The sequence below is a fragment of the Bradyrhizobium sp. HKCCYLS1011 genome (genome assembly GCF_051167795.1).
Taxonomy (GTDB): Bacteria; Pseudomonadota; Alphaproteobacteria; order Rhizobiales; family Xanthobacteraceae; genus Bradyrhizobium.
This window is the reverse complement of the sequence record NZ_JBNPTT010000002.1, coordinates 14,884-30,200: the sequence shown is the minus strand read 5'-3', so window position 1 is coordinate 30,200 and position 15,317 is coordinate 14,884. Positions and strand designations below refer to the sequence as shown.

Sequence of the window (15,317 nt, the reverse complement as noted above, 5' to 3'; positions counted from 1 at the left end):
TCACTCAGTTCAACCCGGCGGCGCGCGCCATTGCGGCCTCGATCGCAGCCCGCGTCGGATGCCGGAAGCGGGCCGCCACGTAGCCGTCGGGCCGCAGCAGGTAGGACGTGCCGGGCTCGGCGCCATAGCGTAGATGCGCGAGGCCTTCGGCATCGGCCAGGCCGTGTTCGCCCCCGATCCTGATCATCCCGACGCCGTCGGGCATATCGGGCGCCGCTCCATTCTCGAATGACAGCAGCGTGAAGCACTTGCCTTGCGCGGCGAATGCGTCGGTCAAAAACTGCGCCCCGCCATCGCGCTTCAGCAGCGGCGCATCCGGCATCGAGGTCCCCGGACATGGCCCGCTCTGCCAGGTCTCGGCGTCGGTCGTGGACAGCGGCGTAGCGTAGACCGATGGCACCGAAAGCCGGCCACCATTGACCATGCGCTTTGCGAATTCGGTCTCCTTTGCCAGCGCCAGCACCACCTTGCGCAGCCGCGCTTCCTGATGCGAGTTCGGCGCCATGAAGTCGGTAGCGCGGGTGGATTCGCGGATGTTCTCGTCTGCCGCCGCGCTTCGCTCCAAATCATAGGTTTCGAGCAGAGCCGCCGGCGACGCGCCGCGCAGCACGCGATCGAGTTTCCAGGCCAGATTCTCGGCGTCCTCCAGGCCCGAATTCGCACCGCGCGCCCCGAACGGCGAGACCTGGTGCGCGGCGTCGCCCGCGAAGATGACCCGGCCATGGATGAACCGTTCCATCCGCCGGCACTGGAATTTGTAGAGCGAGATCCACTCGAACTCGAACTGATCATGGCCGAGCATGCGCGCGATCCGCGGCCGCACGTTGTCCGGCTGCTTTTCGACATTGGGATCGGCGTAGCGGCTGAGCTGCAGATCGATGCGCCAGACGTCGTCCGGCTGGCGGTGCAACAGCGCCGAGCGCCCCGCATGAAACGGCGGATCGAACCAGAACCAGCGCTCGGTCGGAAAATCGGCCGCCATCTTGACGTCGGCGATCAGGAACTGATCCTCGAACACCTTGCCGGAAAAATCCGCGCCGACCATCTGGCGCAGCGTCGAACGCGCGCCGTCGCAGGCAATCACGTATTGCGCCGACAGCCTGTATGGACCGTCCGGCGTCTCGATGGTCAGCAGCACGCGATCGTTGCGCTGCTCGAGCGCGGTGACCTTGTTGCGCCAGCGCAGCGAGATGGCTGGCAGCTCGTCGACGCAATCGACCAGATAGGCTTCCGCGTAGAACTGCTGCAGATTGATGAAGGCTGGACGCTTGTGGCCCGGTTCGGGCAGCAGATTGAACTGATACAGTTCGGCGGGACCGTGGAAAATGCGGCCCACGTTCCACACCACGCCCTTCGCGACCATGCGGTCGCCGACGCCGAGCCGATCCCAATATTCCAGCGCCCGCTTGGAAAAGCAGATCGCGCGCGAGCCCTCGCCGATGCGATCGGCATCGTCGAGCAGCACCACGGCATGGCCGCGCTGCGCGAGATCAATGGCAAAGGACAACCCCACCGGCCCCGCGCCGACCACCACGACCGGATGCTCGGTCGGCTCAGGACGCTCCTGGTCCGGATGGCGACAATAGCCGAACTGAACCTTGGCCCTGCTCGTGGTCTCTGCCGGATTGGCCTGCACCATGGCTTGCCCTGCTTGTTTCATGTCCCGCTGCTGCGGTTCGTTGTTGGCGTTTCCCACCGATGCGCAATCGGCATCTTGCCAGATAGTCGCATCTGCAACTATCTTACACCCGACGGCCTCGGCCGCGTCAACTCAAAAATCGGAGCCCCGCCTTGGCACCTGTCCTGGCAAACATGTCCGCGACCGCCATCCGCCGACAGGCGAAAGCTGGCCAGAGCGCACGGGAGATCGCGGCGCCGCAACAAGCGGAACGGCTCGACCTGTTCAAATTCACGCCGTTCCGGCTCAACCGGCTGGCGGCCGAGGTCAGCGCAGCGCTCGCATCCGAATATCGCGAGCGCTACGGCCTCGACATTCCGGAATGGCGCGTGCTGGCGACGCTCGGCTTTCGCCGCGACGCCTGCAGCGCGCAATATGTCGCCCACTGCACACGCACGCATAAGTCGACGATCAGTCGCGCCGTCACCACATTGCTGGAACGACGACTGATCGAGCGGGTCGAGAATGCGGACGACCGCCGCGAGTTCCGGCTACGGCTGACCCGCAAGGGCAAGACACTGTATGAGGAACTCATCCCGCGCCTGCAGCATAAGGAACGCGAGATCATGTCATGCCTGTCGGATCAGGAGCGCAAGACCTTCGATCGCCTGGTCGGCAAGATCGAAGCCGGCCTCGGCCTGATCCGGACCAGCGAAGAGGCCGACGCGAAGGAGGCGTATTGAGCCTATCTTCATCACGAGGCCAGGTTTCGCTGGGTGTGGGGTCGGTCGAATTTACCGGTTGAACAGGCGCCGCAGCACATCATTCATAGGCTGACTATCCTGCGCATCGTCATGCGACACATCCGGCATGGCGTCTTGGCCCTGAGGGACTTGTGCCGCTGGAGGCTGAACGGACGGATTGGCTGGCTGCGGCGGCGCAATGGCGCGCCCGCGGCTGTTCAGCCCCTGCTGCAGCCCTTGCTGGATCAGATTGCCGAGAGTGGCACCAAGCTCACCACCGAGCGCATCCGATGGTCTCGGCGAATCCGGCGCAGAGGGCGAATTCCCTTGTCCATCCGGCGCACTGGAGGTCGCGTGACCGATCAGGCCACCGATGCCGTTGATCAGGTCGCCCAGACCGGCACCGTCCCTGCCGAACAGCCCCTGCCCCATCTGCTTCAGCTTCGCGTAGGCGGCGTCGGGGTTATCGAGGATTCCAGTGACATCGGGATAGATCCGCGGCTGGCTCCAGGAGCCATCGATCACCACGGGTATGCCGAGGCCGACCGGATCCGACCTGCGCCCCTGTCCCTCGGTGGTCATGACGAGCTTCGGCTCGACCCGCAGTGCCAAGGACTTGTTGCCGATATCGATCGTGCCAGCACCGGTGACCTTGACCAGCGGCCCGATCAGGTTGAGGTCGCCGGTGGTGGCCTGCCCACGCTCGACGTTGAACGATGCCGAAAGCTGGCTCAGATCCGTCGACAACTCCTTCGAATCCTGCCAGCCCGCGAGCGGATTCGAGGTGAGCGAGCGGATCATCTGCGCGACATTGATGCCGCGGATCGCGCCATCCTGAAACACCAGGAATGCCGAACCCGCGACGTTCGACAGGATCGCCTGCTGGCTGGCGCCGCTCGACCGCAGTGCAAGCTTCGCCTGCATCCTGGCATCGATCTTGTCGAAATCGACCAGGTTCTGCAGCAGCGGCAGCGCCCGCGCACCGACGATATCCCAATGCATAGCATAGGCCGGATGGTCGCCGGACGCATCGACGATGAGTTCGCCGTTGGCCTGTCCATCGTAGAGCGAGAGCTTGTCGACGGTCGCCTTCAGCACGCCCCCGGCGAGCGAGGCGTCGACCGCGGCCGGCCCGAGCCGCGCGCCGGCAACATCGAGCTCGGTGACGGAGAGCTTGGCCTGGACATCGATGTAGTTCAGTCCCCTGAAGTCGATCGAGGCCGTGCTCCACCCCTGCTGGGGGACCACCGCTGTCCTGTTCGAATCCGCGATCGCAAGCCGCTGCAGGTCGAGATCGAGCTTCACGAGCGGCTTGCTGGCGATGTCGATCGAGGTCCAGCCATTGAAGGCACCGTCGTCGAGCGTGCCGCCGACGTTGCTGATCGTCACGAGCTTTCCGTTTAGCCGCACCTCTGCGCGGCCCGATAGTGGCGAGCGTAGAACACCTGGCACCTCGATCTTGAAATCGACCGGAACCGCCTGGCGATCGATCGGCGTCGGGTGCGCGTCCGCCGCGACGTCAAACGTCAGCGGATGCTCGCCCGCCCGTGCACGGCCGATGATTGTCATCTTGTTGTCGGCTGATATCGCCGCTGTTGCCTGGATGGCGTCGATGCGCTGTTCCACCCGGTCGCGCACATTGGATAGAACGACCGCGCCATCACTCACCGTGACCTTGTCGATCAGGATCGGATTGGCCGTGGCGGAGCTTGCGGGTCCAGCATTGCGCGACGGAGCATCGCGCAGCCGCTCCCGCAGCAAGGGCAGATAGAGCGTAGGATTTTCGATGGTGAGGCCGCTGAGCTCCGGTCGGTCCGACCATAGGCTCGACCATGCCGCCTCGGCCTCCACCTTACCGATCGTCAGCCGGTTGTTGCCGTCCCGATCCTTGGGATCCTGCAGCGTGATCTCGGTCAAACTGGCCTTGAACCTTGGCCACAGAGTGATCCTGCCGGCTCCCGCACTGCTCAGCCGATAGCCGGTCTCGCGCTCGACCCGATCCCGGATGGCCGGCATAAGCACGCTCGCCGGCACGCCGAACGCGAGCAAAGCCGCGAGGATCACAACAAAGAGACCAATCGCGGCACTCGCGATTTTCAATGCTTTCATGCCGATATCTCACTGCACGCGCGGGCGAGACAGAACAGCTCCGGTCCAACAAGAGGACCGCCTACTCCAATTCAAGCCAACGACTGACTTCGCCAAGACGCTCGTCAAGAGCGCCGAAAATAATAAGGATCGGCCGCAACTTTATGTGACCCATGACACACTTCCGCCGAAGCGGCTTCAGTAACTGGTGCTTTCAAGCTGTTTGCAAAGGTATAGTGATGAGCAAGCAGGCCGAATTTGCGATCATCCTGAAAACGAACCCCATGTTCGCGGATCTCGGGACCGACGAACTGCAGCGTCTTTCCAATTTATATCATACCCAGCATCTCGCAGCCGGCGAGATGCTGTTCCAGAAAGGCGATCCCGGCAATGCCTTGTTCGGGGTCCGGCACGGCCAGATCCGCATCGAGACCGGCGCGACCGACGGCACACGGTCGACCCCGAACTTCATGGGGCCGGGCGACCTGTTCGGAGAGGACGCCGTGCTCGATGGTCAGGAGCGGATCGCCGACGCTGCGGCAGGAGAAGCGACCGAATTGTTCGTGCTCCGGCGCGAGGAGTTCCTCAATTTCCTGGAACGCGAGCCCAAAGTGGCAATCAAGCTCATTCAGCTGCTCTGCCGGCGTATCCGCTGGCAGAGCGAACGGATGGAAGAATCCGTGCTGCAGCCGCTGCCGATCCGGCTGGCGCGGCGGCTCTGCGCCTTGGCCGACGATTTCGGCTCGGAGGTGCACATCTCGCAGGAGCAGCTCGGCATTTTCATTGGGGCGGCGCGAGAAAGCGTCAACCGGCAGCTGCAGGCCTGGCGCCGGAATGGCATTCTCGATCTGCAGCGTGGCCGTATCCTGCTCCAGGATATGACCAAGCTCAACGCGATCGCCCGCAACGATTAGCAACACAGACAACCACTTGGCTGACGCCAAGGTGCCGCGATTTCTTCAAGCTTTGGACAGTGCTGCGCGCGAATGGAGCGCCTTTTGCTTCCACAGCCGCGCAAATCGGCCTTTTCCAAGTCGCCGAGGTGACCCAAAGCGTCCAACGCGCATCATTTCGTATCTAGGCCGACCAAACATGATCGCAATTGGGCCACTACTCCTCACAATTTGCGACATGAACTCTTTTTAATGGTTCTAAAGAAGTAATCCGGCAGCGGTGATGTCCTTCTCCCGCGTGTGCATGCGCGTGGGTCGGGCTTCGTGCGCCCTGCCATAACGGCGAGTAACCAGTGCGATGTGTGTTGGGTTGTCGGCGATCGTGGTGCGTTCGGAATATGGCCATCGCGCCTGGTCCTCGGGAACGACCTGGCGAGGAGCATTTCTGCTCTGGATAGACGGCGTCGAAGAAGGATGGGGCATTCCGCTCCTGATCGCGGGTCTTGTCGCGCTCTCCATGGCCTATTTCGCGGTGGCGTACATCCAGGGCGATCTGCATCAGGACGTGATCGAGACATGGTCGCTCGGCCGAAGCTTCGAGTGGGGCTCGTCCAAACATCCGCCGCTCATGGCCTGGGCTGCGCGGGCCTGGACCACGGTGTTTCCGCTCACAAACTGGTCGTTCAACCTGCTGGCGATGACCAACTCCGCGATCGGGCTGTGGTTCACCGATCGCATCGCGCGCCAATTCGTGCGCGGCGACAAGCGGCTGACTGTCTTATTGCTGCTGCTGGTCCTGCCGATCTATCAGCTGCATGCGCAGCGCTTCAATGCCAACGCGGTGCTGCTGTCGACATGGCCGTTGGCCACCTTCTGCTTCCTGCGCTCGTTCCAGACGCGTCGTACGCGTTGGGCCATAGCCGCCGGCGCGACCGCAGCGCTCGCCATGCTGGGCAAGTACTATTCGATCTTCTTGATCGGAAGCTTCGCCGTGGCTGCCCTATGCCATGGGCAGCGTAAGGATTACTTCTCCTCGCGAGCCCCGTGGATCGCGGCGGCGACGGGTCTCGCCGTGTTGACCCCCCATATCTATTGGCTGGCAACGACCGGCGCACAGCCGTTCTCCTATGCGCTCGAGCGACATTCCGGGAAAGCGCCCGTGGCGGCGCTGGTCGAGGCGATCGGCTTCGTTCTCGCGATGGGCGGTCTCATTGCGATTCCGGGTCTGATTTGGCTGATGATGGCTCGGCCTCGTCCGAGCCGGTTGCTGGACGACATCTTCGGCCTCGACGCCAGATTGCGGCTGCTGCTCAGCATCGGTATCGGAACCGTCGCCTTTCCCGCCCTGACCTCGGCCATCTTTGGCACGGACATGCCGCCGCTCTGGGGCCTGCAGGGCATATTCCTGTTCGTGATCGTGATCGTATGCGGCGCAACCTACCGGGTTCCGCGCGAACGGACAGTCAATCTCGCCGCGACCGTCGTCGCTATAGGAGCGCTCGCCACATTGGTGGTCGCGCCGCTGCATGCTGTGTACCGCAACTCCTTTCCTCTGCATGAAGGCCGCAATTTCTACCAGCCAGCCGTCGCGGAGCTGACCCGGCAATGGCATGCGACATCGGATACTGCCCTGCCCGCGGTCGGCGGCGACGAAGGACTGGCCTTTGCTGCCGCGTTCTATAGTCCCGACCATCCGGTCTTTCAGACGGAGCTGGTGCATCCCAACGAACTGAAGCTGCCGGACGGTGCAGGCTTCAGCGAGGGGTGGGCTGCTCTTTGCTACGACAATGACGCGTCGTGCATCTCTGGCATGGACGCGGCTGCAGCGCGGACGAAGCATGCGATCCGTTCGACATTCTCGCTGACCACCAGTCTGTTCGGCTGGGAGGGCGCAAGCCAGGGCTTCGTCGCGCTGATCGTGCCTCCGGCAACGGACGAGGCACCTCAGCCTGAGGCGAGCCACGGCATTGCGGAGGATCTCAGCTCTCAGCGTCGAAGCCGGCCCATGCTCAACTGATCGACCTGTTCACACGGACCTCACTCGGCCGCCGGCGAGATTCGCGTCGGCGGCTTCTTAGTCTGTGTACCGTTCGATTGACGTCCTGACGCAGCATCCCCAGCCGCGTCATCCGCCGCTGACGAGACAATCAGCCGCCGGCCCATGCGCCAGAACAGCGCGCCGATGTCGTCCATGACCATGAACATCGCCGGCACGAAGACTAGCGACAGCACGGTCGAGAAGATCAAACCGCCAATCACGGCGAGCGCCATCGGCGAGCGAAACTCGCCGCCGGCCCCGACCGCGAGCGCACTCGGCATCATGCCGGCCACCATCGCGATCGTCGTCATCACGATCGGCCGCGCCCGCTTCATGCCGGCGTCGATCATCGCCTCCTCGCGCTGACGGCCTGCATGGATCGATTCGATGGCAAATTCCACCAGCATGATCGCGTTCTTGGTGACGATGCCCATCAGCATCAGGATGCCAATCCAGACCGGCGTCGTCAGCTGCTTGCCGGTCAGAAGCAGCGCAGCGATTGCACCACCGATCGACAGCGGCAGCGAGAACAGGATCGTGATCGGCTGCAGAAAGGTGCCGAACAACAACACCAGCACCGCATAGACCATCATCAGGCCCGAGGTGATCGCAGTGGCGAAGCCCTCGGACAGCTCGTTGAGACTTTCGGCATCGCCCGACGGACTGACCCTGACGATCTTCGGCAGCGTCTTCATGACCGGCAGCTCGTTGATCTGCCGGGTCGCATCGCCAAGCGCCGCGAAGCCAACGAGGTCGGCCGCCACCGTCGCCTGCCGCTCGCGGTCATAGCGGTTGATGCTGGTTGGCCCTTGATCGAGCTTGATGTCGGCGACCACCGAGAGCGGCACGCCACCTTTCTCGCCGTGCATTCCGAGCGGTACGCGCAGCTGCTCCAATGTCTGCACATTGCCGCGCGCGCCGTCCTCGAGCTGGACCCGGATCGGAATCAGGCGATCACCGGCGTCGAATTTTGCGAGCGCCGGCCCGACATCGCCGATCGTCGCAACGCGAATGGTCTGGGACAGGCTTTCAGTCGAGACGCCAAGCCGGGCGGCAAGATCGGCACGCGGCTGAATCCGCAGTTCCGGCCGGTCGAGCGCAGTTTCCGAGACGACGTTGGAGATGATTGGGATGCGCTTCATCTGCGAGGCGAGCTCGCTTGCGACATTGTCGACGATCTTGCTGTCTGAGCCGGTTACGACCAGCGAGATCGCGCGCAGGCCGTTTTCGTCCAGGAACCAGAAGCGGATGTCGGGGACGCCGTGGAGCTCCTCGCTGATGTCGCGCTCGAGCTCCTTCTGGGTGATCTTCCGCTCCGTCTTCGGCGTATAATTGATGATCAGCGCGGCACGGCGCACCTCCATGATGCCTGGCGGCGAGCGGCCGCCATCCACGAACACGCTGCGGACCTCCGGCCGTTTGCGCAGCCGCGCGACGATGCCTTCGGTGACCTGCTCGGTGAAGGCGAGCTGCGAGCCGGGCGGCAGCTCCATTGCCAACAGCGAGCGCGCGGTGTCCTGCGCGGGCAAGAAGCCCTGCGGCAGCAGCTTGATACTCAAGATCGAGGCCGCAAAAACCGCGAGACCGATGACGACGGTGATGAAATAGTGTTTCACCGACCAGCTGACGACCCGATGATAGGCGCGCAGAATGCGGCCGGGCGGCGGCTCCTCATGCGCCTGGTGCCTGAGAAAATAGGCCGCCAGCATCGGGGTCACAAAACGCGCGGCCAGCAGCGAGAAGAACACCTGCACCGAAACGGTGATGCCGAACTGCTTGAAGAACTGCCCGGCCACGCCCGACATGAAGCTTGCCGGCGTGAAGATCGCGATGATGGTGAGGCTGATCGCGATCACGGCGAGCCCGATCTCGTCAGCCGCCTCCAGCGCCGCGCGATAGGGCGTCTTCCCCATGCGCATGTGGCGCACGATGTTCTCGATCTCGACGATGGCGTCGTCGACGAGAATGCCGGTCGACAGCGTGATCGCCAGGAACGAGACGAGATTGAGCGAGAAGCCGAGGATATCCATCGCCCAGAACGCGGGGAAAATCGAGAGCGGCAGCGAGATCGCCGCGATCACGGTGGCCCTGATATCGCGCAGGAACAAGAGCACGATGACCACGGCGAGAATCGCGCCCTCGAACAGGGTCGAGATCGCGGCCTCATAATTTCCCTTGGTGAAATCGACCGAGGTGTCGATCAGCTTCAGGTCGACGTCGGGATAGGCGAGTTTCAGCGCATCGATCCGCTTCTGCACGGCGGCAGCGACCACGACGTCGCTCGCGCCCTTGGCCCGCCTGATACCGAGCGCCACCACCGGGTCGCCGTTGAAGCGCGCGAAGGTCCGCCGGTCCGCGATCGTGTCCGTGACGGTGCCGAGGTCGTCGAGCCGGACCTCACCGCCGCCGAACAAAGGGATCATGGTGCCGGCGAGATCGTTCAGCGTCTTGGCGCCGGCCAGCGTGCGGATCGCCTGATCGTTCTTGCCGATCTCGGCGCGGCCGCCGGCGAGATCGACATTGGTTCCGCGCAGACTCTGGCTGACATTGACTGCGGTCAGCCCCATTGCTTGCAGCCGGTCCGGATCGAGCGAGACCAGGATCTCGCGCTCGACACCGCCGATACGCTCGACCTGGCTGACACCGCGCACACCCTGCAGCGCGCGCTTGACCACGTCGTCAACGAAGAAGGACAGCTGCTCCGGGGTCTTGCCTGGCGAAATCGCCGCATAGGTCAGGATCGGCAAGCCGATCACGTCGACACGCTGGATCAAGGGCTCGGTGACGTTCTGCGGCAGGTTCGCACGCACACGTGTCACTGCGTCCTTGACGTCGTTGAGCGCGCGGTCGGTGTTGGTCTCCAGCGCGAACTGGATGGTGGTCACCGACAATCCGTCGGTGATCGACGAGGAGATGTGGCGGACACCTTCGACGCCGGAGACGCCATCCTCGATGGTCTTGGCGACCTGCGATTCGAGCTCCGCGGGCGCCGCGCCGAACTGCGAGACCGCAACCGAGATCACGGGAATGTCGGCGTTCGGCAGCCGCGTCACCGCAAGTTTGGTGAAGCTGATCCAGCCCAGCAGCAGCAGGATGATGGAGAAGACGACTGACGGCAGCGGGTGCCGGATCGACCATGCGGAGATGTTAAGAGCCATCAGCGTACCCGCGTGCGATCGAGATCGTCGGCGAACATGGTCTTGATCTGGTCGCCGTCATGTAGCGAGCTGCCGGCGTCAGCCACCACGATCTCGTCGACGTCGAGCCCCTCCAGGATCTCGGTTTGGGAGTCCGACACCAGCCCAACGCGGACCCTGCGGGTCTCGATCGTGTTGCCCTTGACCACCTGGATGGTGAGATGATCGATCGCCGTGTTGGGAACGGCGACGCCGCAGCTGCGCTTGGCGTCGATGCTGGCGCGCGCGAACATTCCGACCCTTACGGACGGATTGCCGGTCAGCGCGATCCTGACACGGCCGAGCTGAGTGGTTCGATCGATCTGCGGCGAGACGGTCCGCACGAGCCCGATAATATCGGGCTGGTCGTCGCGGCTGATCCGAACGGTTGCCCCGGGGTTGAGCTTCAGGAGATGCACGCCCGGCACCTCGGCCTCGAGCTCGAGCTCGTTCTTGACGGCGATGCGGAACATCGGTCCGGCCTGCGGCGAGGCGGGCGCGCCGACCATGGTGCGAACCTCGGTGACGAGGCCGGCCGCCGGCGCCCGCAGCGACACCGGCCGGCCGGCGTTCGCAGCCGGCGCACCCGGCTGTGGCGGTGGCGGCGTCAGCCGCGCAAGCTCCTGGTTCTCGGTGACGACATCACCTTCCTTGACCAGCACATCGGTCACCCGCGAGCCTTCCTGATCGACGCCGACCACGGCTTCGCGGCGGGGCACGACAAAGCCGGTGACCCGTACCAGGTCGGAAAAGCAGGCATTGGCCGCTTTGGTGACGACCACTTGCGCCTGCATGCGCGGCTCCTCTTCGACCCGGTGTGAGCGATGTTCGAACCAGTAATAGCCGCCCAACAGAGCGGCGACGAGCACGGCGCCAGCCACGGGCTTGGTCAACTCAGAAAGCTTCATCAATGGCTCAATCGCCTCATGGCACGCGTTCCGCCGCCGGACACTATTTCGCCGCGGTCGTCTTGCTCTCCGTGTTCACGACCTGCACGCGGCGGTTCACGCCGGACAGCGGCTGGCCCGGATCCTTCAGCTTGCTCTTGCCGTAGCCGACGGTCACCAGCTCCGCGCCGGCAATGCCGAATTTTCCGACCAGATACTGCTTGATCGCTTCGGCGCGCCGTTCCGACAGGTCCTGGTTATAGGCGTCGGTACCGGCGGCGTCGGTATGACCGGCCAGCACAAAGGTAGACCCCTTCAGATCCGCGCTGGTCAGCGCGCGGCCGAGCGCCTGCACGGAAGCCAGCGACTTCTGGCTGATAATGGCCGAGTTGTAGTCGAAATTGATCTCGAGATCGATGTTCGGCTTCGTCTGAGCGATCGTTGCAATCTCGTCGCGCTCCACCCTGGACAGCGAACGGGCGGTCCGGCCGCGAACGCTCTGCAGGAACTTGGCCTGCTCGGGCGAGGCTGCCGGCGCTTCCTCCTGCGGGGGCGCCATCGACAGGCCGCGGGTCAAGGGCTTCTTCGGCCCGGCCAGTGCGCGGACGATCTGATCCTCGGTGACGTCGTCGGCCAAAGCCCGGGTGAGCCCGAACGACAATGCCCCTGTGATCGCGACCATCGCGAGCATCGTCGTCATAAGAGTTGGTCTCGTCATCTGGCAATCCTCCTGGCAAGACGCGCGGCGCTGGGGCTGTCGGTCAGCCGCCTGTCCCACCCGCTGTCATGGCTGTTCGCCTTTTTGTCATTCCAGGCCATCCGCGGGTTCGAACGCGCCGGTGTGGCGATTGCGAAATCCCGCTAGCGGACGCCGTAGTTGTCGAATTCCTGGACGATATTGGGGTCCATGGCCTTGGCATTGGCGATATCGAGCGCGCCATCCTGAGCTGCGCCGTTGCGCTGCTTGGCGAGCCCGCGCCCGTACAGCGATGAGGTCAGCCGCGGATTGATCTTCAGCGCCGCGTCAAAATCGGCGATCGCGTTCTTGTTGGCACCACTCTTGAGATTGAGAAGGCCGCGACTGTCGAGCGCGTCGACGAAAGTCGGCCGCAGCCGCAGCGCCTCGTTGCAATCCCGCAGCGCCGCCTGCAACTCGCCGATCACGGTGCGCGCCCAGCAGCGGTTGTTCAGCGCCTCGACATCCTTCGGATTGATCCGGATGGTGTCGTCGAAATCCTTGATCGCGAGGCTGTAGGCGCCCTTGCTGGCATAGACCTGGCCGCGGCGATACAGCGCACTGGCATCATCCGGATTGGCCGCGATCTTGGCGCTCAAGCTCTTGATGTTCGGATCATCGGCAAGCGCGATCTGGGTGTTTGCTTGGGTGTTTGCCTGCGTACTTGTCTGGGTGCCGGCCGGCGCGCCGAGCTTGGCCGCCGGGCTCGGGTCGGGACCGGGCGGGTTGCCGGCCGCAGCCGGCGACGCTGTCGGCGCAGGCGATACAGCTTTCGGCGCCGCGGCGGGTGTCGGTGTCGCTGCCGGCGCAGGCGTCTCGACCTTCTGCACTGGAGCAGGCACCGGGCTCGGCGACGGCGGAGCGGATGGCGCGGGGGACGGAGCCGGCGGCGCCACCGCGACATGCGTTGGGCTTGGGGCCGGTGCCGGGGCGGGCGGCGGCGTCACATTGCTCTCGGTCGCGTTGCCGGCCGGGCGGTTCGCTGCAGGACCTGACACGAAGGTGAAGTCCTCGGCGAGCGAGGACGAGATCCACGGCACCTGCTCGTTGCGCGAGGCGCGGGTGACACCGACCCGGGTATGATTCAGCGTCTCCTCCGCGGAGAGATCGGGAACCCGAATCTCCTTCAACAGCTCCTGCACGAACAGGCTATGGTCGCGCCCGCTGTCCGACACGACCGAGGACAATGCGGCCGAATACATCACCAGCGTCCCGGTCGGTGCGATGACAGGCGCGAGCCCGGCGGAAGCGGTCCGGAACCGTCGCTCATAAGGATTGCGGCGCGACGCGTCGATCAGCGCGATCTTGACGCCGGCGCCGCGGCTGTTCATCTCGCCCAGCACGGTTTCCAGGCTGAAACCGTCGCGCCGCACGTCGGCCTCCTGCCAGATCTGCGCGTCGACCGGCATCAGATAGCTCTGCCGGTTCGACTGGATGCCGTAGCCCGAGAAGAACACCAGCGCCACCGTGCCAGGCTTCACCTTGCCATACAGGCGCTCCAGCGCGCGGCGCATCGCCTCCCCGCTCGCGTTCTCCAGAATATCGACGCTGAAACCGTCGCGCTTCAGCTCGTCGGCAACGTCGCGCGCATCATTGACCGGCTCCTTGAGCGGCACATCGGCGTCGGGATATTTGGCATTGCCGATCACGAGCGCGACGCGGTCAGTGGCGGCGAGGCACGGCACCGAGGCAGCGACAGACACGATCAAGCCGAGCAGAAAGAGCAGGCGAAGCATCATCACTATGGCGGTCCAGAACTGTGTCGGTCCAGACTTTGGGCGGTCCAGAGGGCAGCAGAAGGCGCGATACCCCACTTGCGCCGCAAGCGACCTTACCCCACGCAACACGCATTATCAAATCGCGGTGAGCATACGTCAACCGCTTGGCGCATCAGCAGAAACGTCACGATCAGCGTGTCGCGCAAGCTGACATCTGCCTCCTGCATCGAGACCTCTCCTGCAATCCTGTCGCATGAGCCCGCGTCCACCATGCCGGCTTGGCGCGATAACGGATGGGACCGGTCGCAGATCGCGACGAGCCTGGCGACGAGCCCGCGGCTTGCGAGCGGTATGATTGACGTCGGCCGCCGGTAATGGCTTGCTCGGCCGCGACCGAAACCATCAAGACAAGAGAGACGACAGCATGGGGAACGCCTACCAGATTTACGCCTTGCGCTACGCGACGATGTCGCCGCGCACGCCGCAGATGAACTATCTGCAGCCGGATCCGCACGAGACCACGGCGCAGGACCTCGACTATTTCGTCTGGCTGATCCGCGGTGACGGCCGCGACATCCTGGTCGACACCGGGTTCAACGCCGAGGAGGCGCGGCTTCGCAACCGCCGGCTGACGCGCGATCCGGTCGAGGCACTGGCCGGCTTCGGCGTGGCGGCTGCGCAGATTCGCGATGTCATCGTCACCCATCTGCACTATGACCATGCCGGCAACCTCGATCGCTTTCCGCATGCGCGCTTCCATCTGCAGGAGCGCGAGATGAGCTATGCCACCGGCCGCTGCATGTGCAACGGGCTGTTGCGCCATCCGTTCTCGGTCGACCACGTCACGACCATGGTGCGGCACGTCTACAGCGAGCGTGTCAGCTTCCATTCGGGCGAGGGCGAGATCGCACCGGGTGTCACGGCTCACAGGGTCGGCGGACATTCCGACGGGTTGCAGGTGGTGCGGGTGGAGACCGCGCGCGGTCCGGTCGTGCTCGCCTCGGACGCCGCGCATTACTACGCCAATCTGCACAAGCGCAGCCCGTTTCCGATCGTCTACAATATCGGCGACATGGCGCAGGGCTGGGAGACCGTGGAGCGGCTGGCCGGTCATCCCGATCGCGTCATCCCCGGCCATGATCCGATCGTCGCCGAGCTCTATCCGCGCGTGCCCGAGGCGGTGGATGTGTTCGCCCTTCACCTGGCACCATCGCGCTCGTTTGCGAGATAGAGGCTGCAGCTTTTCGACGGTGGTGACGGCGTGTCCCATATTGCTCTCGGCTGCGCCATTGCGTCGCGCATTCTCGCACCTCTGTCATCGCCCGGCTCGACCGGGCGATCCAGTATTCCGAAGCGGTTCGGTTCAATCACGGCGGCTGCGGCGTACTGGATGCCCCGCCTGCGCGGGGCATGACGACAC

10 protein-coding genes are annotated in these 15,317 nt (G+C 64.2%); 4 read left to right on the top strand and 6 right to left on the bottom strand.

The window, feature by feature from the left end:
• Nucleotides 1–4: 4 nt before the first annotated feature.
• Entirely contained in the window at nt 5–1,639 is a 1,635-nt protein-coding gene (locus tag ACQR1W_RS04785) for an FAD-dependent oxidoreductase (RefSeq protein WP_434850423.1), read from the bottom strand.
• A 173-nt stretch (nt 1,640–1,812) separates the two neighbouring features.
• Here ACQR1W_RS04785 and ACQR1W_RS04780 point away from each other — a divergent pair, with 173 nt between their 5' ends.
• Nucleotides 1,813–2,361: a MarR family winged helix-turn-helix transcriptional regulator gene (locus tag ACQR1W_RS04780; RefSeq protein WP_434850422.1), complete on the top strand. Its 549-nt coding sequence runs from the start codon at nt 1,813–1,815 to the stop codon at nt 2,359–2,361.
• Between the two features lie 51 nt (nt 2,362–2,412).
• On the opposite strand, the gene ACQR1W_RS04775 is transcribed toward ACQR1W_RS04780, so the two are convergent.
• The gene (locus ACQR1W_RS04775; RefSeq protein WP_434849748.1) at nt 2,413–4,470 is read right to left on the bottom strand and encodes an AsmA family protein; all 2,058 of its coding nucleotides are present in this window, start codon (nt 4,468–4,470) and stop codon (nt 2,413–2,415) included.
• A gap of 218 nt (nt 4,471–4,688) precedes the next feature.
• On the opposite strand from ACQR1W_RS04775, the gene ACQR1W_RS04770 reads away from it, so the two are divergent.
• A complete protein-coding gene (locus ACQR1W_RS04770; RefSeq protein ID WP_434849747.1) occupies nt 4,689–5,363 on the top strand; it encodes a Crp/Fnr family transcriptional regulator in 675 nt (224 codons plus the stop codon).
• Nucleotides 5,364–5,700: 337 nt separating this feature from the next.
• Nucleotides 5,701–7,359, top strand: a complete 1,659-nt coding sequence (locus ACQR1W_RS04765) for a glycosyltransferase family 39 protein (RefSeq protein ID WP_434849746.1) — start codon at nt 5,701–5,703, stop codon at nt 7,357–7,359.
• Nucleotides 7,360–7,379: 20 nt separating this feature from the next.
• Here the strand turns inward: ACQR1W_RS04765 and ACQR1W_RS04760 are convergent, their stop codons facing one another.
• The 4 genes from ACQR1W_RS04760 to ACQR1W_RS04745 all read right to left on the bottom strand — a co-directional run bounded on the left by ACQR1W_RS04760 (nt 7,380) and on the right by ACQR1W_RS04745 (nt 13,918).
• Nucleotides 7,380–10,538: an efflux RND transporter permease subunit gene (locus tag ACQR1W_RS04760; protein ID WP_434849745.1), complete on the bottom strand. Its 3,159-nt coding sequence runs from the start codon at nt 10,536–10,538 to the stop codon at nt 7,380–7,382.
• A complete protein-coding gene (locus tag ACQR1W_RS04755) occupies nt 10,538–11,464 on the bottom strand; it encodes an efflux RND transporter periplasmic adaptor subunit (protein WP_434849744.1) in 927 nt (308 codons plus the stop codon). The genes ACQR1W_RS04760 and ACQR1W_RS04755 overlap by 1 nt, the downstream gene beginning before the upstream one ends.
• A gap of 43 nt (nt 11,465–11,507) precedes the next feature.
• Complete coding sequence (locus tag ACQR1W_RS04750; RefSeq protein WP_434850421.1) at nt 11,508–12,143, bottom strand: OmpA family protein; 636 nt, start codon at nt 12,141–12,143, stop codon at nt 11,508–11,510.
• A 161-nt stretch (nt 12,144–12,304) separates the two neighbouring features.
• Nucleotides 12,305–13,918, bottom strand: a complete 1,614-nt coding sequence (locus tag ACQR1W_RS04745) for a caspase family protein (protein ID WP_434849743.1) — start codon at nt 13,916–13,918, stop codon at nt 12,305–12,307.
• Nucleotides 13,919–14,321: 403 nt separating this feature from the next.
• Between ACQR1W_RS04745 and ACQR1W_RS04740 the strand changes: the two genes are divergently transcribed.
• Nucleotides 14,322–15,128, top strand: a complete 807-nt coding sequence (locus ACQR1W_RS04740; RefSeq protein ID WP_434849742.1) for an N-acyl homoserine lactonase family protein — start codon at nt 14,322–14,324, stop codon at nt 15,126–15,128.
• The last annotated feature ends 189 nt before the right edge of the window (nt 15,129–15,317 follow it).

Bases quoted from the DNA above. Each gene is read 5' to 3' on its own strand.
- ACQR1W_RS04760 (WP_434849745.1), bottom strand. From the start codon at position 10,538: ATGGCTCTTAACATCTCCGCATGGTCGATCCGGCACCCGCTGCCGTCA.
- ACQR1W_RS04755 (WP_434849744.1), bottom strand. From the start codon at position 11,464: ATGAAGCTTTCTGAGTTGACCAAGCCCGTGGCTGGCGCCGTGCTCGTC.
- ACQR1W_RS04775 (WP_434849748.1), bottom strand. From the start codon at position 4,470: ATGAAAGCATTGAAAATCGCGAGTGCCGCGATTGGTCTCTTTGTTGTG.
- ACQR1W_RS04740 (WP_434849742.1), top strand. From the start codon at position 14,322: ATGGGGAACGCCTACCAGATTTACGCCTTGCGCTACGCGACGATGTCG.
- ACQR1W_RS04770 (WP_434849747.1), top strand. From the start codon at position 4,689: ATGAGCAAGCAGGCCGAATTTGCGATCATCCTGAAAACGAACCCCATG.
- ACQR1W_RS04765 (WP_434849746.1), top strand. From the start codon at position 5,701: ATGTGTGTTGGGTTGTCGGCGATCGTGGTGCGTTCGGAATATGGCCAT.
- ACQR1W_RS04785 (WP_434850423.1), bottom strand. From the start codon at position 1,639: ATGGTGCAGGCCAATCCGGCAGAGACCACGAGCAGGGCCAAGGTTCAG.
- ACQR1W_RS04780 (WP_434850422.1), top strand. From the start codon at position 1,813: ATGTCCGCGACCGCCATCCGCCGACAGGCGAAAGCTGGCCAGAGCGCA.
- ACQR1W_RS04750 (WP_434850421.1), bottom strand. From the start codon at position 12,143: ATGACGACGATGCTCGCGATGGTCGCGATCACAGGGGCATTGTCGTTC.
- ACQR1W_RS04745 (WP_434849743.1), bottom strand. From the start codon at position 13,918: ATGATGCTTCGCCTGCTCTTTCTGCTCGGCTTGATCGTGTCTGTCGCT.